Consider the following 18,637-nt stretch of genomic DNA (forward strand, 5'->3'; position numbering starts at 1 on the left):
AATTAAGCCCTAATCCTTTTCTGGAAGAATTTGATATAAAAGAATTCCTAATAGTGTCGAGAAGGTAACACCCGTAATCTGCAGTCCATTGATTTGAAGGGTTAAGCCGCCAATGCCTGTCACTAGAATAACACTGGCAATCAGCAGATTCTTTTTATTATCAAAATCAACCTTGTTGCTAATTAAAATTTTCAAACCGCTGGAAGCAATGACCCCGAAGAGGGCGATTGAGATACCGCCGATTACCGGTGCCGGAATGGAGGACAGCAAGGCTGAAACCTTACCGATAAAACTCATCGCCACTGCAATAAGAGCCGCACCGGCAATCACATAAACACTGTATATCTTATTAAGAACCATAACACCGATATTTTCACCATAAGAAGTTACCGGTGGAGCCCCAAAGAAACCGGCAATCATCTGCGCCAAGCCATCTCCCGCCAAGGTTCTATCCAACCCCGGATCCTTGAAAAAATCACGATTCGTTAGACTATTGAGCACCATAACATGGCCGAAATGCTCTGTCATCGTTACAAATGCAATGGGTGCCATGGTTAAAATAGCACTAGGGTATAATTTGAAACCATAGTCTAGGCCAATGATATCAAAGTTAGGTACCTGCAGCCAAGCAGCCTCTTCTACCCCACTGAAACTGATAATCTCCTGACCCGTTACAGCCCCCAAGACAAAAGCCAGACAATACCCAACAATTAAACCTAACAAAATCGGAATAATACTGATAAGACCACGACCGTAAATATTAAAGAGGATAACAGCCAGCAAGGTCACCAGACCAATCAGCAAATAGGTAAACTGGTACTTGCCATCTTTGAACATCACATCATTCACAGCAGTTGTCGCCAGACTTAAACCGATTACCATGATAATGGGACCAACCACGATAGGCGGCAGTATCTTGTCAATCCATTCATTGCCTGCAAATCTTACAATTAAAGCGACAATCAGGTAAACCAGACCGCCTGCGATAGCCCCCTGAGCAACTGCCGCAATCCCATCTGTCTTCATCAACGTCTGCATGGTAGCAATATAGGCAAAGCTTGAGCCCATGTAAGCAGGGATTTTAAACTTGGTCACACTGAGATGAGCCAAGGTTCCCAATCCACTCGAAAACAGAGCAATGGCTGGATCAATTCCCACCAAAATCGGAACCAGGACCGTCGCCCCAAACATCGCAAAAAGATGCTGGAAGGACAGGCCAATTAAGTGACCTGGTTTTGGCATATCTTGCACATCGTATTTTATATCCTTCACCTTGACCTCCTGCTACTAGGCATTTTCAACAATGCTGACGCGGTCCTGTCCGTCAATTTCGGTCATTTCAACCACAATCTCCTCAAGGCTGCTTGTCGGAATATTTTTTCCAACATAGTCCGCACGAATAGGCAGCTCACGGTGGCCTCGGTCAACTAAAACCGCGAGACTGACGCGAGCAGGCCGGCCAAGGCTGACCAAGTTGTCAATCGCAGCCCGGATCGTACGACCGGTATAGAGGACATCATCAATTAAGATGACATCTTTATTGGTAATGTCAATCGGCATATCTGTCGTATCTTCCTCAACCTTGACATCATCTCTAAAAGGCTTGGTATCTAACTCTCCAATCGGAACATCCAAGTCTTCAATCTGCTTAAGACGTTCCTGAATACGTCTAGCAATAAAGACTCCCCGTGTCTTAATACCGGCAAGGACAATCTGATCTAAATTCTTGTTTCGTTCGATAATTTCATAGGTAATACGCGTAATCGCACGCTTCATGGTCACATCATCGACAATTTCTTTTGCTTTCATAAAAGATCCTTTCTAAATACAAAAAATCTCCTTGACACAAGGAGATTCCACAAAATACGGCACCGTTTGACAGACAGCACACCTTATTGATCCATTCTCTCCTTGCCTGCCTCACGGGACAGTATTAAAGGATTTTATTTACTCTATATACTACCAAAATTATCACCGTTTGGCAAGAAATATCTGGGAAAAAAGAAGCAAGGGTCCCACCATGTTTAAGGACAAATATAAAAGACAGAATGATTACTATCATTCTGTCTTTTATATTTGGTAATTGTACTAGTCTAGACCATGTCCTTTGACATAAGTCAACTGTTTGGCTTCAGAAGCCTTGAAAGTTCTATAAGATACATTTCCTAAGCCCAATACATTTGACTCAGAGATTAAAATAGAGCCGTCTTCTTTCACCTCTTCTACAATAGCCACATGCCCGTATTTCCCATCAGCCCCTGCCTGTCCTGGTGAAAAGGACACCGCATAACCAACCGCGGGAACATGTGTCGTTTCATACCCTGCTTGAGACTGCCAATCGCCACCGTTCCCCATGAAGGCGCCAAAACTGGTTCCCAGTTCTAAGGCCCGATTATAGACATACCAGGTACACTGCCCCCAAGGATAAGCAGATGCTACATATCCTGACGAATCAATCGGTTTTGAAATATTGAAACCGGTAGGAATTTGAGAAACGCTCGAAATACCAACTACCTTCAGAGAATCTGGTATTTCAGGAGTACCTCCATGCTCATCGATCCACTTATCAATCTTCTCCATTATTTGGGCTCTTCGTTTACCAGAACCAGTCGTATCCGTAAAATAGACACCACCTTCTTTAGAAACATCTAACTTCCCAGAAGCATTTTTTAACGCCTTTTCATCTTGACGCTTAAAACTGGTATTTTGGTTTTTTATGATTGTAACTTGTGTCAGCTGCTTGATAGCCACATCATCATTATAGACTTTAGCATTATCAGGGTTATCATCAAAGGCGCCGTATCCAAAAGCGTTCGCCCCTTTTTCCCTTGCAACACCTGCAGTCCCAAGTGAGCTTTCCGACATCGCGATAGCGATGATTGCTCGGGCATCCAAACCACTTTCTTTTTCCCACTCTAATATTTTCTTACCGTTAAAACGTTCTGAATCGTATTGAATTCCTGTTGATTTCAAAAAACCATCAAGCTGTTCTGCCGTAATCCCGTAACGGTGAGACAGTATATTGTGAGTGTAAGCATCTTTACCAGTCCAGTGTTCTACATAAGTACTGCCATTAACAACTGTAAGCCCTCCATCCAGTATAAAAAGAGCCGAATCAAGGGACGACAAAGAAGGCTGGCTTGGGTTCTCTTCCTGAGGACCAATAACCTTCTCAGAAACAGCTGGCTGATTTGCCTCCGTTTGCACTTTTGTGACAGCAGAGGCTACTTTTTGACTTGTTTCTGTTTCTGCTGATGACTTTTGTGAAGATTCTGTTGAGGTTGTCTCCGTTGTTGTTGAACTGACTTCTGGTACTGCTTCAGCTTCTGTTGTGGTCGAAGCTGAAGACTGCTCCGTCATTGCTTCAGTCACTTCTTCAGACTCGCCTGATTCAGTTTCTGTTGTTGTGGTGGTGGTTGATTCTCCCACTTCTTCAGCGCTAGAAGTCACACTTGTTTCATCCTGAGTAATGGCAAACACAGACGTTACCATCTGTGCCCCTTCCGAAACAAGCAAACCACACGCTACTATCCCCGCTATAACGTTTTGTTTCTTAAACATTTCTCTATTCCTTAATGATACTAATCTTTGGGATTCTCGATTTTAAAAATCACCGCTTTTTATTATACCACTATTTTTCATTTTTGTAACCTTGTTTAACATTTTATTGCCATACAACTTTAGAACATCTGGACTTTTATTAATATTTACGGTAAAGATGAAAATAAAACCCAGTTAATGATAGTTACATTCCAGAAGGGTTATATCTATAAGCTTTAATACGTTTGCTACTTTTGTTGAAAACCATGACATAATAACCCTTTTCTCCATTATCTATCAAAGCATAAGGACTCTCCTTTATTAAATAAACTTCCTTATGGTCATTAGACTGTTCAGCTGGTCACAGGTACTGTTATGTTCATAAGCCCCTGACTGATAGTGAAGATAGCCAAAAATCAATCCCCCGGCTAAAAAAGAAAGAATAATAGAGAAAATGATGATCAGACGGTTCTGTTTTTTAGTCAGCATCTGCCCTCTCTTCTCTTTATAAGTTATCATAAAAATCTTGTAATTATCGGGACTATTCTTTCTTTCGGAGAATTACCACTTCCTAATCACCTTGACCTCTCCCCAGTCATCTGAACTAAAACGGCTCTGGTAGACCGAAACCCAGTCCTTGAGGAGGAGATTCTTCATTCCTTGATTATAATAAGTCTCTAAATCCGATGAACTAACCTGATACCGGTCAAGATAGCTTTGGATGTCAGCTTTATTTTTAATGTATTTTCGTCTGGTCCCATCAGGAATAATCACACTAACCGTCTGTGTCAGACTTTTATTTTTTTCTTTGTAAAGACTGTGAAAGTAAAGGCTGACTTCTTGGTCAAGTTTGTAGGTAAAGTACATGGTCATGTGCTCATTCTTTTTATAGAAATTAAAACTATAACCTGCCTCTGTAATTGGCTGGGAAAGAGCCGCCTCCCTGTAATGCTCGCTTGGCATCTGCGCAAATTCGTCCCGCGCCTCAGCTCTATCCCAATTATTAATCCCAGCCACTTTTGACAAATGCGGATAGCCTTGCCAAGAATGAAAACCAGCATACTCATCTCGATAAATTTCAGAGAAGATATTGCGAGGAGCTGAGAGACTGCGATAGGTGAAAAAACAGAGGGCAAGGAGACATAAACCTATAATGAAAATGAAGCCCCTTTTTCCCATCTTATTTCTCCTTTTCTGCATAATTGCCCATATTACTATCCTCTTCTTCCAAACTTCTCAGGAAATCATAGGAATCTGGGTAATGTTTTTTAAGATACTTCCGCTTTTGCTCCTCAGTAGGTTCTTCATAAACAGTGACGCCTGGTCTAAGAAAGCTATACTTAACCTTACCGGAAGCACTGTCGGGTACTAAATCATAGACTTCATCTTTGATATGGTCAAGGTCAACGTTTTGCTTGAATAACTCTGCACGGGTAACCTGTTTGGTATCAGGATTAGCCGTATCTTCCAAATTGTTGTAATAATAGTTGGAAGCCTCCATAAAAGAAAGGTTCTTTTCTTCCATAATCTTGGTGATATTAACAGCATCCAAATCTGCCTTGTAGTCATCATTTCCCATGGAAGGATTAGCTTCAGCATCCTCTGTAGCATCGCCTCGCCAGCCAGAAACTTCTTCAAGATCCTCTCTTCCTCCAAACATAAGTTGACCTAATTCCCAGTCAGGGTTCAGATGAGTCGCTGTTGTGATTGACTGGTGGGCGAAATCTGTCTGTCCAATATAAGAATCCCACCGATTTCTAAATTCTTCATCAGTTAGCGGGCCATATATTTCTTCCATTTTTGATTTATACTTATTATAGGCACTTCTATCTTGCTCTTTTAACTTATCTGCGGTCTGTGTACTTTCCATTCCAGAAACCTGATTTTGAAGTCTGATATTATAGGATAGTTTCTCAGCCTCTTCCTTAGTTAGGCCTAATTCTTGATATATTTCTAAGAGTGACATCTCTGTATAATAAACATTATTGCCATTCCCCACGTGAAGCTTACTGAAATAATCTTTTAAATCACCTGCCGTATTATTCCAATTAAAGCCTTCATAAACAGGGGCTCCCAAGACTCGATTAAGCAAATAATCCCTTTCTTCCTGAGATTTATCAGGGAATTTCTTATCTATCCCCTTCTTGACTTTTAATATCTGCAAGACCGTTTCTTTATTAAAACCATAGATGCTGGCATAATTCATGATAAACGTTCGTTTTTCCCAGCTTTTATTCACCTTTTTGGTCCACGCTAAGTCTTTCTTACTGGGAAGGGGGAAACCACTCTGAACCGTGAAGCTAGAAATACCTGACTGAAGCTGAGAGATGCCTGTCGTCACCGCACTCTCCAGAGCCGCAATATCACTAAAGAAACCTGACGATTGGGCATCGTATTCCCGCAGCTTGCGGAGTTTTTCTTCCAACTCTGCCTTAGCGGCTGTATCGCTGGTAATAGTGTCCTTGAGGCTATTAATGCTGGATTGAACTGCATCCGTCATGGGGTCTGTCTTCCCAAGATTGTCTACTGAAGTTTGGTTGGCTTCTATGGTTGTCGCATAAGCGGAAATCTGAGCCGTCAGAGTGTCCTCATCCAGATCTTCGCCGCCTACCTGTGCGCGGTATTGATCCGGCAGTTTCTGAACATCGGCTTTGGCAGCCTCCGCCAGAAGGATAAAGGCTTTAACCAGAGGAGTCACAACACTGCTCCCATAATTTTTAACATTAGTATAGGCACTGCCCGAGAGCTTATCCTCATTGGCTAGGCTGTCAAAGGCACTGATAAGACTTTCAAATCCGGCCGTGTAATTGTCAGCCAGCGCTGCCACCGAACTCGCCTGACTGTCAGAACTCCCTAAAACCATTTTGACCATAAGTAATTCCTCTTCTCCCCTTATAACTAATTATCTAACCCCATTATAGCATAAAAACTGGGAGACCTATTCTTTATCTATAAACTGAAACTAAAGTGTAATCAAACCACACAATAAAGAGAAGGTACTCTTTTGAGGTAAAAAAGAGAGAACAATTATGTTCTCTTCAATTTCTCTTTGTTAGCTTCCTCTTGTTTTTCCATAAAGTCGCGGTAAGCTGTCCTAAGTTCCTGTAATTGTGATTGCAGAGAGTCTTGCTGCTTCAAACAAGTTTTCAAGCTATTTTCCAGCGCATCTTGAACAGACTCTCTCAAATAAGATTGGCGGTGCTGTAAATCAATGATGGACAGATTATCTGACTCTGATAAGTCATAATAATCCAGCTGCCGAAATTGTGATAGAGTTTGCGCAAAAGCGTCATCAATTTCCGACTGTCGCTTTTTAATCTCATCTGCCATCTCCTCAAAAGACAATAGCTCCTTTTTAACTTTATTAATTTTTTCCGCAAAAACAAACGGATCTTCTTTTATAGTCTGGCGGTAATTTGACATGATGATAACCTCTTTAATATGATAACTGAATTGTTTCCTAAGTCATTATATCATAATAAAAAAGGAGTGGAAACTTATGATTTTGACGCAAAAAAGAGAGAACGTTCGTATTCTCTCTAGCACATCTCTGTTAGCTTCACATTGTCTTTCCAGAAAATTGTGGTAATCTATCCTACTTTATATCTTCCAAGGGAGCAGTAACTTCTCCTTTAGGAAGATTTTTCCCCTCTGACATCAGCCATTTGTTGGTATAGTTCGTCAAATTGTTTCTCACTTTCATCATAGTATCCTTCAAAGATAACTTTTACGATATTTTGCTCATTAAAATAAAACACATTATTAACGTCTAAACCTACAGGAAACTTACACGCACTATAATCATACCAAATTTTTCCTTTGTCAGTTTCTAGTAAAGGAGCTCGATTTAAAATCATTAACTTTTGTGTACCTTCATGAAGTTGTACAATAGAACCTATACTTAACATCTTGTTCTCCTTTCAATTATCTTTAAACTCATTTAACCCAATAATCATTTGGCCCAAGAAAAATCAGATTACCTACACTCAAACAAAGTAACGGAAGGGTTAGTAAGTTGATATGAACAATATAATTATCCACTTGTTTTGTCCAAAAACCATAAATTATGGCAAAACAAATAGTTAATACCATTAAATAGGCAATAATATACCCAAAGAGAGGGATGAAAAATCGGGGAAAGATAAGCACCTTTTGATAACCTTTTTGTTGATAATAATCTGGCAATTGATATGCTCTAGTCACCCATAGACGGAGACCAATAACCATAAATAATATAAAAAAAGCTAATATATCGTTAAACATATTGGGAGAAAAATTCAAATACTTATTAATATCAAAAATACGCGCAAGGATAAGTGCAGTCCCCCCCGCTCCTAAGCCATAACGAAAACCATAACGACTTAGCACCTGTCTGGCTTGTGCTTTCATTTCAGGAGACTGTGATAGCTCTTCGTACTCAGCCTGTGTAATTGGATAGCAACGATGATGGACAAAATAAATGAATAATGGGAAAAAATAAGTAATAAACAAAGGTCTATCGACATCTAGAAGATAATATTGGTCTGTCGTTTTTAAGATGCGATAACGAAGATTTCGTATCTTTAGTTTTTCAATTTCAGCTTTTTCCATAATAAAACCTTTAGTCAAATGGATTAATAGATTTTAGTCCACTTGAAACAGCCTCTCCAACCTTACCCGAAGTATCTTCTGCCCAATCTTTAACATCAGCCGCTGTCTCTTTTGCTTGGTCAATGACATGATTATCCAGCCAATCACCATTGTTGGTAAAGTTTGCCAATGTTAAAGATGAAACTATCACCCAATTGATACAGTTACATTCCAGGAGGACTATATCTATAAACTTTAATACATTTCCCACTTTTGTTAAAAACCATGACATAGTAACCTTTTTCTCCATCATATATCAAAGAATAAGGACTATCCTTTATTAAATAAACTTCCTTATTGTCATTAGATATAACAGACGAATCAAATTTGCCATAACGAGTCTCAATTTCATGACGGCTTCTTCCAATTATCCATTGATCATCGTATTTCCAGTAAACACGACTGTAGAAGTATAAAAGGGTAAAAGAAAGTAAAATGACTATGAATACTCCAACAGCAATCAAAGCTATTTTCTTATTTTTCACCATGCTCTTCCTTTTGCCTTTCCACACTGTCATCTTCCAAGTTATAATATCGGTCAAAATTACCGCTCTCATTCTCTTCGCCTAGGCCCATATCAGCTCTAATAGCACTCTCTTTCCATTTCGAACCTATAAAGGGGACAGAAGACTTCCAATCATCAACTGCATCTGCATGAAATTCAACTTCTGCAGCAAATGAATTATAATTAACATTACCAGTTGAAACCGCCAATATTGCTTGACGCTCATAATGTGTTAAATTATTTGGATCTTTTACAGTAATATCTCCAGTCTCTGGATTATAAATATCATACCCAGCTTTTTGATTCAGTTCCTCCAGATAACTTGGAATTCGTCTTAACTTTCTAATTTCATTAGATAATCCTTGCTCAGACATTGGTCCAGTTCCCTTAGAAAGACGCTCCTCATCTTTTTTTATTTTAGCTAAAATATTATCCAGTGGTTGAGAATTAATAGTATTGGAGCCATTCTCTTGAATAACTTTACTTGTATATAAATCAGCAATTAAATAACTGGCATCACTCTTTGTATCTTTGAAATAGTCCAGCAAAATCCTATCAGCACTCTGATCTTTATCGGAAACAACCCTTTGAAATTCTTTATAAAAATAATCCGTATCTTGAATTGTTTCACTATCATCCGAAAATTCAAATAACTTAGTAATATCCGTCGAAATAAAGGAAATGGAAACACCGTGTCCTCCTTGTGAATCATCTAACTCACGCATTTTTAAGGCACTATAAGAATATCCTTCATTTCCTTTTATGCCATAGATAAACCAGTCATCATAGATCTCATCAACTGAAACCGATTGACCATCAATAATTACTGTGGTCTTCCCTTTCTCTTTCAATATTTCAGATATGGGTTTGGTGATGATGAAAAATCCATCGTCCGTTGCCTCTATGTCATTAATAGTGATAATATCACGAATATCTTTTGGTAGCGAATTATAAAAATCTCGTTTTTCCCACTGGCTGTTAACAGCCTTTGTCCACTCGAGATCCTTCTGACTAGGAAGGGTGAAGGTGCCGTTAAAGCTGGTCACCCCTGCCTGAAGCTGAGAAATCCCCGTCGTCACCGCACTCTCTAGAGCCGCAATGTCATTGAAGAAGCCTGAGGATTGGGCGTTATATTCTAGGAGCTTGCGGAGCTTTTCCTCCAACTCTGCCTTGGCGGCTGTATCGCTAGCAACTGCGTCATTGAGGCTGTTAATGCTTGTTTGAACGGCGTCCGTCATGGGCTCTGTCTTTCCCAGACTGGTTGCCGACGTTTGGTTGGCTTCTATGGTTGTCGCATAGGCCGAAATCTGAGCGGTCAGCGTCTCCTCATCTAGATCTTCGCCACCTACCTGTGCGCGGTATTCGTCCGGCAGTTTCTGGACATCGGCCTTGGCGGCATCTGCCAGAAGGATAAAAGCTTTCACCAAGGGAGCCACAACACCACTCCCATAGCTTTTAATATTAGTATAGGCATCACCCGAGAGTTTATCCTCATTGGCTAGGTTATCAAAGGCACTAATAAGACTTTCAAAACCAGCCGTATAGTTGTCAGCCAACGTCGTCACAGAACTCGCCTGACTATCAGAACTCCCTAAAACCATTTTGACCATAAACAATCCCCCTTATCCTTTATGATTAATCAGTTAGTTCTTATTATAGCATAAAAGCTAAGACACTCATTCTTTATCTATAAACTGAAATTAAAGTGTAATCAAACTACAAAATAAAGAGTAGGTAATTCTTTTGAGATAAAAAAGAGAGCTTCTTCAGCTTCTCTCTTGTCTAATAAGCGTGGCCAAGTAAAACTGTCACGCGTCCGTCCCCTTCGGTCGTCAAAACATGATAAAATGGTGTATTTTGATTCTGATGATTTTGCTCCAAGGTCCACAGTAATCGTGCATAAGCCTCTTTCGTGAGATTTTCATAATCATGATCAACTGAGGCCATAATCACATTGGTTAGTTCAAAATAAGAGGAAAATCGCATCCCTTCAATCTCAATGTCATCCTCTTCCAATGGTAGGAAAAATTCAATATCCATATAGCCACCTTGAGGGACATTATTCAAGCTGTACACCAGAGGCCCTGCAGGATGACCGCCAGATTTTTCCACTGCCATCACAAAATCAGCTAACTCCTCTCTCATCTGACTGACATGGAAATATTTCCGCTTTCTGATGATATTACGGGCTTCAAAAATATCCTCATTGGTTACACCTTGTGCCACAATATAGTCCATTAGTTCTCCTCCCAATTACTGTAGGCATCTACCGCCACGATATCCTCACTAGGATGATAAAGCACATGATAGACAGCTAGATTGTCTAAGTCTTCTGTTTGATATTTTGAAGATAAACTATCATAATAATCCTGCAACTGATTCGAAGGAAAACTGGCAAAGGCTTCACTAGCCACAAGAAGTTTCTGCTTAAAAAGCAAAAGTCCTGTATCCTCTCCAGTTGGACTGACCTGGTTACCAAAAGTGGTAAAAACGGTCAAGTGATTTGATTCAGAAAAAGGATAACTCTTGAAATACACAGGTCCATCCGAATAAACCGTATCCATCATGTCATCAATAAATGCTTTCCCTAAATCGTAAACAACTCGACAAAGCTGATTTGTCGGAATATCCAATTCATCTTCATAACCAACCATCTGAATAACCAACCATCTGAATAACCAACCATCTGAATAACACTTAATTTTTTGGGATAAATATTCATTCTCTTCTCCTTCTTCCTTTACGAATAGCACCAACCAATATCATTTCGATTCCGGACACTTTCTGACATAGACAGCCGCATAGAGGGCATCTACGAATACCGCAGATAATGTTGATGTCATCAGAATACCTAAGAAAAACCCAAAGACATTCTCTACATAACCGGTTAATAGAGCTGGTACCAAGAGTACGGCACCAAAGGTAATCCCAAAGTTGGTCAGCCATTCCCTCTTTTTATTCCCAGATTTTTGCTGGTTAAAAGCCCATTGTTTCCCTTGATTCTTAGGTAGATAATACCAAGAATAAAGGCCACAAGAAAGGAAAAAGAGGACTCCCATGATGGTATTATAAATTACTGAAATCATAGAATATAAGCCATCATTTCCTACACACATGATTAAACCAATAAAATTCATATCAAGAACCACAATAATGATAATCAAAGAAATCAATACATAAGTGAAACTTTGAAAGTGAAATATTAGTTTTTTACTAAAAGATAGAAGAATACTAAAAAAACTGATTGAAACACAAAATAAAAATATAACTTTAAAGATTCCAACTTTATCAATAAATGTTGTCCCCCATAGACTTATTGAAGATATAAAAAAAGTTATCCAAGGAAATAATTTAATATAACCCAGACTGACTCCATCTGTAATCAAGGGGCCATGGTATCTCTCATTTTTCATCATTATCCACCAAATAAACCTTTCAATCCTGATTTTACTACACCAGTCAAGGAGGAATCCTCTGATTTGCCCCATTTATGATCCATAAGCCATGAAATACCTATCCCTGCTGCTGCACCAACAACTGTTCCTAGGGGACCGCCGACCATGGTTCCGATTGCGGCTCCAGCAGCCGCAGCGCCAGCACCTGAAACGGTATCCACTCCCTGATCAATCGCAAAGTTTCGAATTTTTTCTCCCACAGAAGAGCTTTTATCATCAAAGAAGTGCTCCTTGATATTGCCTCCCACACTTAAAACGGTTCCAACAGCACCAAGTCCCTTAGCAGTTTTCCCCCACTTTGTGAGCTTAGAAGTATCTTTCCAATTGAAGTCATTTGTAATATTTAGAGAGGTTTTAAAGGTGTTTTTAGCAGAAATTTTGGCATCACCCAAAGCATTCTTCCAGCCTGTTGATTGGACACCTCTTCCAATATTAGTCTTTCAAATATCCTCTTCGCCTGTAACACTCTCAAAAGTCTTAGCTGTCCTATTCACATAAACACGACCGGTATCTCTATTGTAGAGATTAATTTGTTTTGATCCCATTCGGACACGGCCTTTAGAATCAACGGTAATATTACGACCATTGATAAAGCGCATTTCCCCTTTATAAGTAACATACTTATTATAAAGTGTCAAAGCTTTTTTGGATATACCAATTGGCTTCTTACCAGAAATAAGCCAATCTAAAGCTTCACTATAAGTAATTCCACCCGCATTAGCTAACTCTTCAGCCGATTGCTCCGTATTAGTTTTCGCAAGTTTGGCTTCCCGATCTTCCCACTGGCTGTTAATGGTCTTTGTCCACTCGAGATCCTTCTGACTAGACAGGGTGAAGGTGCCGTTAAAGCCGTCAGTATAATTATCACTCAGCATCCGATAGAAATCAACTGATCAGAAGCAAACCCTTAAATTCAGGCTAAGAATCTTATTTATTGTACCATATCACACTAATGTTTTCAAAAAGGGAAATAGAAAAAGAGACTGGTAACAGCCTCTTAGCAACAAAGATAAGACCTAATCAATTTGCTTACGTGGGATATTCAAATCCTCTGACCAATCACGATAAATTTCCATAAATCGCATTTCTTCATCATCTTTGTAACCCTCGAAAACTACCTTATCCACATTTTCATGTTGGAAAAAAATCGTTGATTCAGGTTGAAAACCAGCTGGATAAAGGACTCCCATATAGTCCGCAAACACCTGTTCACCACTATCGGTATCATCAAAAATAACCCCACGACCAATAATAACTAGCTTTTGTGTCCCTTCTTCAAGATAGACAACACTTCCAAGTGGAAGCAATTCTGTTGATTTATTCATCATTTAATAACTCCTTGTGTTTTTTCAAATATTTCTTTCCATACCAGTCTTCCAAGCTCTTTCCCTCCCATTCACGGTACTCTTCCGAATATTTCCATTTGTAATAACCTTGGAGAAAAAATGGAAATTCCATGTAAATAATCATAGCAATGATAGCTAAATTCAGAACAATCCAAGTGAGAAAAAGACCTAAAACAATCATGGAATCTGACAACTTTATAGAAAAGCTGGATAATAGGATTCGGATAACAACACCTAAACCTATAACTCCCATTCCATAAACAGCTATCTTATTGGCAATTTTATCACTTAAATTAAGGGGAACATCTATTCCGTATAGGAGAGTTTTAAGGCGTCTGACCCTGCCAGTAAACATGACATAGGCTAAGATTAACATCATCCCCAAGATAGCACCAATTCCCCAAAGAGATAAAGCCGGTAAGGAAACATCAATAGCTAATAAATTAAACTCTAAAGCAAACCAAATTAAAAATGTCATCACATGAAAACGATAGCGGTAAGCTAGGATATAGGTTCGTCTAAAGAATTTTCCGATTAACACCAGTATTAACCATATTAAGAGGCCAATGAGGTAAACTTCAACGGTCAATACAGGATATTGAGACACAGGCCGTGCCAATTCTTCTGGATTATCATGTAAAGATATTGAAAAAACATAGAACATAAAATTCATGCCCACAGGAAAAAGGAGGGTGAGAATTAAGCTCTGAATGGTAAACCAAAAGGAAGGTTGCCCTTTCTTAAAAGCTTTTCCAAGTTTATTGTAATAATCCTTCTTCTGAAACTGCAAAAATCCATCATCTTCTAGATTGAGACTCTCTTCAAATGATGCTTTAAGAATAGATTTTCTCTCCATATGTTATCACCCAAATCCTAGCACCTTGCCGATACCACCTATTCCCTTAGATACTGCATCTGCGGCTCCTTTGATACCCTTTCCAATATCACTCGCCATCTCTTTACTGCCCTTAATCGGATCATCAAAGAAATCAGGCTTCCAAGCTTTAATTCCTTGAATTCCTAGTCCAATGACACCACCAATAACTGCTCCAGGAACACCCCAACTGCAGCCCCAATGTTGCTCCTTCCAGAGGACCTACACTAGCTACTGCTGAGAGAGCTCCTTTTCCAACAGCCTTACCGACATCGCCCGTTTTTTGATATTCAGTAATACCACTCGAAATACCAGCAATTCCAAGTTCAGCGACGATCAACACAGTCCCTGCCTTAGCACCAAGCTTAACGGCCTTACCTAAAAAACCTGTTAGTTTTTCACCTTTGGATAGCCCCTTGGTCACAAAAGTTTCCAGAGTTTTGATATTCGTCACTTTTTCTAAGCCCCATTTAGTAGCTGATTTCAAAGGATTAGCAGCCTTTTCCAACCATTTAAAACCTTTGGAGAATTTTTCACCGAATTTCCCCATACTTTCATACTTGGACAGACCGCTAAGAACAGCTGTCACAAACTTATCCCCTTTGGCGCCTGTTTTCTCAACAGCTGCTAAAATTTCCCACAAACCATCAGACTTCAGAACTGCTTTAGTAAAATTTTTAGGAAGCAGAGCCATGGCCTGACTGAGTCGCTTAGCTTCATTGCTCCCCATCACATTTTTAAATTGTTCATAGAGAGTTTTCTGGTTTTCGTACTGCTCCTTAGCAGTTTCAACGGTCTCATCTATCNTCACATTAGGATGGCGTTTCTGATAAGCTTCAATCGCCTTAACATCTTCGTCATTAAGTTCTTCACCCTTTTTCCCTTTCTCAACCGCTTCAAGATAAGCTTCCCGCTCTTCCCACTAGCTGTTAATGGTCTTTGTCCACTCGAGAGCCTTCTGACTAGGCAGGGTGAAGGTGCCGTTAAAGCCAACAGTATAATATCAGTCAGCATCCGATAGAAGTTAACCGACCAGAAGTAGACCTTTGAATCCAGACAAAGAATCTTATTTATTGTATCATATCACACTAATGTTTTCAAAAGGGGAAACAAAAAAGAGACTGGTAACAGCCTCTTAGTAACAAAGATAAGACTTAATCAATCTACTATTATAAAATATTATTATATAAGGCTTTGGCCATTAATATAGCAAGTTCACCCAAACCCCCATTTTGATAGACTTCATAGAAGTCGAAGATTTTTTGTCACCACCTAGTTGTCGCACTGCCAAAATACTCTTTATTTTGGAATTCCCCGTTTTAAATTAGAAGGGTTTTCAATTACCCATTTGTGATATAATTCTGCAAATCTTCTCTCATCATCATCCGTATAACCTTCAAAGAGAACTTCATCAATATCTTCCGATTGACAATAGTAGACTTCTTCCGGATTGAGTCCTTCAGGATAGATACCTAAACCATAATCGAAGAATACTTGCTTGCCATCCTGCTCGACAACAGCTCCTCTATTAAGAACAACCATTTTTTGATTGCCTTCTGCTAAATAAACAACACTTCCAACTGGTAATAAAGACATTAGTCTTCCTCCTCTAAAAAAATAAATTTATTCCGACTTAACACATCAAAAAGATTTAAAAACCTAATAAATAAAATACTATAAACAGCTATGAAACCAAATAGCATAACCATATAGTTCCTGTTCAACGTAAATATAAAGCATACTGGCAAGCCAATCAAAATTTGCATAGCCTCTCCTACAGGCCCTGTTCTAGCTTTTCGTTTCGTACTAACATACCTCAGCTGAGGCTTTCGCTCAACCCTATAGCTTTTTTCCGTAACTAGTTGAGAGGGAGTCTCCGAAGTTCTATTCAAGCTAAAAATAATAGCGCCTATACTAGTAATATATAGTAGGAGGAGAAATTTCCAAAATACCAAAATATCATCATTGTGAATAAAATTAATCCCTAATAAAGATAGGATGGCAGATACAACTAGCCAAATAGCTGCAGACCATAATTCAATAAGCTGATGCCCAGAGGTCTGCCACCAAGGGAGAGATTTGATAGCATAGTGATCTTTGCTATCCGTAATATCATAAATTGTGTATTGTCTATTATGCTTTGGGAAAAAGCCTGAAAAATAATTGCGAATATCTCTTGGATTGGCATAATCAATAATGTAAAAGCGATTATGTAGCTCAATCACATAATACCTAAAGTTAAGCCAGCCTACCAATTTTGCGACATACAATTGCTGTTTTTTTACCATCCAAATGCTCCTTTGAGTGAACCGATAGGATTGCTAAAGGCTTTTCCAATTGATTTCACACCATCAGAAACTGCCTTTCCACCTTTATTCAGAAGGTCACCAGCACCATCAATGACATCCTTGACAGGCTTAATATTTTCATAAGCTGCCTTTAAACCAGCCGAAGCTACCGCTCCAACTGCTATACCTACAGCCAATGTTCCAATGGCTGGTAAAGCGGCAGCAGTTCCAATTGCTCCAGCCACTGCACCTGCTCCAAGAGCAACAGCGCCTCCAACAGCTCCATAACTTATAGCACGACCAACATTTTTGTGTTTGCTATAATGGTCGAACCCTTCTAGAGCGGCACTGACCCCAAAACCAAGAAATTTGGCACTATGTCCTATCAGCTTACTCGTACCATTAGACATGCCTTTTAACTTACCGGATAACCAAGCCCTAGGTTTGATGGTATCTTTAACAAAGCGCCCTAAAGCATCTCTTGGCTGCAATTTAGCTCCAAGGACTCGTCCAAGGTTTTTCCCTTGTTTAATTGCCACTTCATTAGCATCATCTAACATCTTACCAATAGTAGCCCAGCTCCATTCCTTGCCCCATTCTTTCGGATTAGCTGCTTTAGAAATCAGCGTTTCTGGGATATCGTCAAAACCATAGTAATACTCGTCCAAGGCATTTACAATTTGTTTCGATGGCTTTACATCAGGATGAAACTTAGCATAAGCGTTAATGGCCACAACATCAGCTTCTGTCAATACTTCCCCATTGTCAATCTTCTTCACCACATCTTGATAATTTTTATCAACCGTATAAACGTCCTTAGCAGCTTCAACAGTCTGATCTATCTTCACATTAGGATGGCGTTTCTGATAAGCTTCAATCGCCTTAACATCTTCGTCATTAAGTTCTTCACCCTTTTTCCCTTTCTCAACCGCTTCAAGATAAACTTCCCGCTCTTCCCACTGGCTGTTAATGGTCTTTGTCCACTCGAGATCCTTCTGACTAGGAAGGGTGAAGGTGCCGTTAAAGCTGGTCACCCCTGCCTGAAGCTGGGAAAGACCCGTCGTCACCGCACTCTCTAGAGCCGCAATGTCACTAAAGAAGCCTGACGATTGGGCGTCATATTCCCGCAACTTACGGAGCTTTTCTTCTAGCTCCGTCTTGGCGGTTGTATCACTGGTAATAGCATCATTGAGGTTATTAATGCTTGTTTGAACCGCGTCCGTCATGGGCTCTGTCTTTCCCAGACTGGTTACTGACGTTTGGTTGGCTTCGATGGTTGTCGCATAGGCCGAAATCTGAGCGGTCAGCGTCTCCTCATCCAGATCTTCACCGCCGACCTGTGCGCGGTATTCGTCCGGCAGTTTCTGGACATCGGCCTTGGCGGCATCTGCCAGAAGGATAAAGGCTTTCACTAAGGGAGTCACAACACTGCTGCCATAGCTTTTAATATTAGTATAGGCATCACCCGAGAGCTTATCCTCATTGGCTAGGTTATCAAAGGCACTAATAAGACTTTCAAAACCAGCCGTATAGTTGTCAGCCAACGTCGCCACAGAAGTCGCCTGACTATCAGAACTCCCTAAAACCATTTTGACCATTTTTAAGTCTCCTCCTCTTTAATTAAATGCTTCTGGATCAGCAGTTGTTGGAACACTTGTCCCATTGGCACTAGCACCGCTCGAGCGATTACTGCTAGCTGTGTCTGAACTCCAACCACTCAAACCAGAAACAGCACTTGCAATTTCAGCGTCTTTTTCCTGAAAGTTACTGTCAACTTTAGTGACACAATCTGAAAAACTTTCTACTCCTGTTGCAACTTGATTGGCGTTGTTGGAGAGACTATCAATAAGAGGGGATGCATTACTCACATTACCGGTAATCGTCGAGTCGGCATCTTTGGTCGCCGCACTATATCCTAAAACTGTCGCTGTGCCTGTATTTATTGTTGTTGCAATACTGCTGGCTGTGCCAGCATCTGATTTAATGTCTCCCATAAGCGA

23 protein-coding genes are annotated in these 18,637 nt (G+C 39.9%); all 23 read right to left on the reverse strand.

What is annotated here, in order from left to right; all coding sequences use genetic code 11:
- Window positions 1–9: 9 nt before the first annotated feature.
- Complete coding sequence (locus A3GY_RS0103170; protein WP_040803831.1) at window positions 10–1,242, reverse strand: uracil-xanthine permease family protein; 1,233 nt, start codon at window positions 1,240–1,242, stop codon at window positions 10–12.
- 45 nt (window positions 1,243–1,287) lie between these two features.
- Entirely contained in the window at window positions 1,288–1,809 is a 522-nt protein-coding gene (gene pyrR / locus A3GY_RS0103175) for a bifunctional pyr operon transcriptional regulator/uracil phosphoribosyltransferase PyrR (protein ID WP_018029960.1), read from the reverse strand.
- A 279-nt stretch (window positions 1,810–2,088) separates the two neighbouring features.
- Window positions 2,089–3,561 carry a CHAP domain-containing protein gene (locus A3GY_RS0103180; RefSeq protein ID WP_040803723.1) on the reverse strand — a complete coding sequence of 491 codons (1,473 nt, stop codon included), beginning with the start codon at window positions 3,559–3,561 and terminating at the stop codon, window positions 2,089–2,091.
- Window positions 3,562–3,861: 300 nt separating this feature from the next.
- On the reverse strand, window positions 3,862–4,029 hold the full coding sequence (locus A3GY_RS10240; protein ID WP_018029962.1) for a hypothetical protein: 168 nt from the start codon (window positions 4,027–4,029) through the stop codon (window positions 3,862–3,864).
- A 72-nt stretch (window positions 4,030–4,101) separates the two neighbouring features.
- A complete protein-coding gene (locus A3GY_RS0103190; protein ID WP_018029963.1) occupies window positions 4,102–4,719 on the reverse strand; it encodes a TipC family immunity protein in 618 nt (205 codons plus the stop codon).
- 1 nt (window position 4,720) lies between these two features.
- Window positions 4,721–6,412: a T7SS effector LXG polymorphic toxin gene (locus A3GY_RS09885; protein ID WP_018029964.1), complete on the reverse strand. Its 1,692-nt coding sequence runs from the start codon at window positions 6,410–6,412 to the stop codon at window positions 4,721–4,723.
- A 155-nt stretch (window positions 6,413–6,567) separates the two neighbouring features.
- A complete protein-coding gene (locus A3GY_RS0103200) occupies window positions 6,568–6,963 on the reverse strand; it encodes a hypothetical protein (protein ID WP_018029965.1) in 396 nt (131 codons plus the stop codon).
- Window positions 6,964–7,172: 209 nt separating this feature from the next.
- Window positions 7,173–7,448, reverse strand: a complete 276-nt coding sequence (locus A3GY_RS0103205) for a DUF4176 domain-containing protein (RefSeq protein ID WP_018029966.1) — start codon at window positions 7,446–7,448, stop codon at window positions 7,173–7,175.
- Window positions 7,449–7,476: 28 nt separating this feature from the next.
- Window positions 7,477–8,130, reverse strand: a complete 654-nt coding sequence (locus A3GY_RS0103210; protein ID WP_018029967.1) for a DUF443 family protein — start codon at window positions 8,128–8,130, stop codon at window positions 7,477–7,479.
- 10 nt (window positions 8,131–8,140) lie between these two features.
- Window positions 8,141–8,320 carry a hypothetical protein gene (locus A3GY_RS10245; RefSeq protein WP_145980034.1) on the reverse strand — a complete coding sequence of 60 codons (180 nt, stop codon included), beginning with the start codon at window positions 8,318–8,320 and terminating at the stop codon, window positions 8,141–8,143.
- Window positions 8,321–8,333: 13 nt separating this feature from the next.
- Window positions 8,334–8,657 (reverse strand): hypothetical protein, encoded by a 324-nt coding sequence (locus A3GY_RS0103220; RefSeq protein ID WP_018029969.1) that lies wholly within the window; start codon window positions 8,655–8,657, stop codon window positions 8,334–8,336.
- A complete protein-coding gene (locus tag A3GY_RS09890; protein WP_018029970.1) occupies window positions 8,644–10,284 on the reverse strand; it encodes a T7SS effector LXG polymorphic toxin in 1,641 nt (546 codons plus the stop codon). The genes A3GY_RS0103220 and A3GY_RS09890 overlap by 14 nt, the downstream gene beginning before the upstream one ends.
- A 172-nt stretch (window positions 10,285–10,456) precedes the next feature.
- A complete protein-coding gene (locus A3GY_RS0103230) occupies window positions 10,457–10,912 on the reverse strand; it encodes a DUF5085 family protein (protein WP_018029971.1) in 456 nt (151 codons plus the stop codon).
- Window positions 10,912–11,328 carry a hypothetical protein gene (locus A3GY_RS0103235; RefSeq protein ID WP_051048378.1) on the reverse strand — a complete coding sequence of 139 codons (417 nt, stop codon included), beginning with the start codon at window positions 11,326–11,328 and terminating at the stop codon, window positions 10,912–10,914. Before A3GY_RS0103235 ends, A3GY_RS0103230 begins: the two co-directional genes overlap by 1 nt.
- A 108-nt stretch (window positions 11,329–11,436) precedes the next feature.
- Entirely contained in the window at window positions 11,437–12,087 is a 651-nt protein-coding gene (locus tag A3GY_RS0103240) for a hypothetical protein (protein ID WP_040803726.1), read from the reverse strand.
- Window positions 12,088–12,089: 2 nt separating this feature from the next.
- Window positions 12,090–12,521, reverse strand: coding sequence for a hypothetical protein (locus A3GY_RS09635; RefSeq protein WP_018029974.1), 432 nt, complete (start codon window positions 12,519–12,521; stop codon window positions 12,090–12,092).
- Between the two features lie 48 nt (window positions 12,522–12,569).
- Window positions 12,570–13,004, reverse strand: coding sequence for a hypothetical protein (locus tag A3GY_RS0103250; protein ID WP_018029975.1), 435 nt, complete (start codon window positions 13,002–13,004; stop codon window positions 12,570–12,572).
- Between the two features lie 141 nt (window positions 13,005–13,145).
- Window positions 13,146–13,454, reverse strand: a complete 309-nt coding sequence (locus A3GY_RS0103255; protein WP_026161907.1) for a DUF4176 domain-containing protein — start codon at window positions 13,452–13,454, stop codon at window positions 13,146–13,148.
- Window positions 13,447–14,331 (reverse strand): hypothetical protein, encoded by an 885-nt coding sequence (locus A3GY_RS0103260; RefSeq protein WP_018029977.1) that lies wholly within the window; start codon window positions 14,329–14,331, stop codon window positions 13,447–13,449. Before A3GY_RS0103260 ends, A3GY_RS0103255 begins: the two co-directional genes overlap by 8 nt.
- Window positions 14,332–15,648: 1,317 nt before the next feature.
- The gene (locus A3GY_RS0103270) at window positions 15,649–15,945 is read right to left on the reverse strand and encodes a DUF4176 domain-containing protein (protein ID WP_018029979.1); all 297 of its coding nucleotides are present in this window, start codon (window positions 15,943–15,945) and stop codon (window positions 15,649–15,651) included.
- On the reverse strand, window positions 15,945–16,637 hold the full coding sequence (locus tag A3GY_RS10445; RefSeq protein WP_018029980.1) for a hypothetical protein: 693 nt from the start codon (window positions 16,635–16,637) through the stop codon (window positions 15,945–15,947). The genes A3GY_RS0103270 and A3GY_RS10445 overlap by 1 nt, the downstream gene beginning before the upstream one ends.
- A complete protein-coding gene (locus A3GY_RS10405) occupies window positions 16,631–18,235 on the reverse strand; it encodes a T7SS effector LXG polymorphic toxin (RefSeq protein ID WP_018029981.1) in 1,605 nt (534 codons plus the stop codon). The genes A3GY_RS10445 and A3GY_RS10405 overlap by 7 nt, the downstream gene beginning before the upstream one ends.
- Before the next feature lie 18 nt (window positions 18,236–18,253).
- Window positions 18,254–18,631, reverse strand: coding sequence for a TIGR04197 family type VII secretion effector (locus tag A3GY_RS0103285; RefSeq protein WP_018029982.1), 378 nt, complete (start codon window positions 18,629–18,631; stop codon window positions 18,254–18,256).
- Between the last annotated feature and the right edge of the window lie 6 nt (window positions 18,632–18,637).

Source organism: Streptococcus ferus DSM 20646, assembly GCF_000372425.1.
GTDB classification, from domain to species: domain Bacteria; phylum Bacillota; class Bacilli; order Lactobacillales; family Streptococcaceae; genus Streptococcus; species Streptococcus ferus.

Coding starts and splice junctions, on each gene's coding strand:
- A3GY_RS0103260 (WP_018029977.1), bottom strand. CDS start 14,331: ATGGAGAGAAAATCTATTCTTAAAGCATCATTTGAAGAGAGTCTCAAT.
- A3GY_RS0103240 (WP_040803726.1), bottom strand. CDS start 12,087: ATGAAAAATGAGAGATACCATGGCCCCTTGATTACAGATGGAGTCAGT.
- A3GY_RS0103230 (WP_018029971.1), bottom strand. CDS start 10,912: ATGGACTATATTGTGGCACAAGGTGTAACCAATGAGGATATTTTTGAA.
- A3GY_RS0103200 (WP_018029965.1), bottom strand. CDS start 6,963: ATGTCAAATTACCGCCAGACTATAAAAGAAGATCCGTTTGTTTTTGCG.
- A3GY_RS0103235 (WP_051048378.1), bottom strand. CDS start 11,328: ATGGTTGGTTATGAAGATGAATTGGATATTCCGACAAATCAGCTTTGT.
- A3GY_RS09890 (WP_018029970.1), bottom strand. CDS start 10,284: ATGGTCAAAATGGTTTTAGGGAGTTCTGATAGTCAGGCGAGTTCTGTG.
- A3GY_RS0103190 (WP_018029963.1), bottom strand. CDS start 4,719: ATGGGAAAAAGGGGCTTCATTTTCATTATAGGTTTATGTCTCCTTGCC.
- A3GY_RS10405 (WP_018029981.1), bottom strand. CDS start 18,235: ATGGTCAAAATGGTTTTAGGGAGTTCTGATAGTCAGGCGACTTCTGTG.
- A3GY_RS0103285 (WP_018029982.1), bottom strand. CDS start 18,631: ATGGGAGACATTAAATCAGATGCTGGCACAGCCAGCAGTATTGCAACA.
- A3GY_RS10240 (WP_018029962.1), bottom strand. CDS start 4,029: ATGCTGACTAAAAAACAGAACCGTCTGATCATCATTTTCTCTATTATT.
- A3GY_RS09885 (WP_018029964.1), bottom strand. CDS start 6,412: ATGGTCAAAATGGTTTTAGGGAGTTCTGACAGTCAGGCGAGTTCGGTG.
- A3GY_RS0103255 (WP_026161907.1), bottom strand. CDS start 13,454: ATGAATAAATCAACAGAATTGCTTCCACTTGGAAGTGTTGTCTATCTT.
- A3GY_RS0103250 (WP_018029975.1), bottom strand. CDS start 13,004: ATGCTGAGTGATAATTATACTGACGGCTTTAACGGCACCTTCACCCTG.
- A3GY_RS0103270 (WP_018029979.1), bottom strand. CDS start 15,945: ATGTCTTTATTACCAGTTGGAAGTGTTGTTTATTTAGCAGAAGGCAAT.
- A3GY_RS10445 (WP_018029980.1), bottom strand. CDS start 16,637: ATGGTAAAAAAACAGCAATTGTATGTCGCAAAATTGGTAGGCTGGCTT.
- pyrR (WP_018029960.1), bottom strand. CDS start 1,809: ATGAAAGCAAAAGAAATTGTCGATGATGTGACCATGAAGCGTGCGATT.
- A3GY_RS0103180 (WP_040803723.1), bottom strand. CDS start 3,561: ATGTTTAAGAAACAAAACGTTATAGCGGGGATAGTAGCGTGTGGTTTG.
- A3GY_RS0103205 (WP_018029966.1), bottom strand. CDS start 7,448: ATGTTAAGTATAGGTTCTATTGTACAACTTCATGAAGGTACACAAAAG.
- A3GY_RS0103170 (WP_040803831.1), bottom strand. CDS start 1,242: ATGCCAAAACCAGGTCACTTAATTGGCCTGTCCTTCCAGCATCTTTTT.
- A3GY_RS0103210 (WP_018029967.1), bottom strand. CDS start 8,130: ATGGAAAAAGCTGAAATTGAAAAACTAAAGATACGAAATCTTCGTTAT.
- A3GY_RS0103220 (WP_018029969.1), bottom strand. CDS start 8,657: ATGGTGAAAAATAAGAAAATAGCTTTGATTGCTGTTGGAGTATTCATA.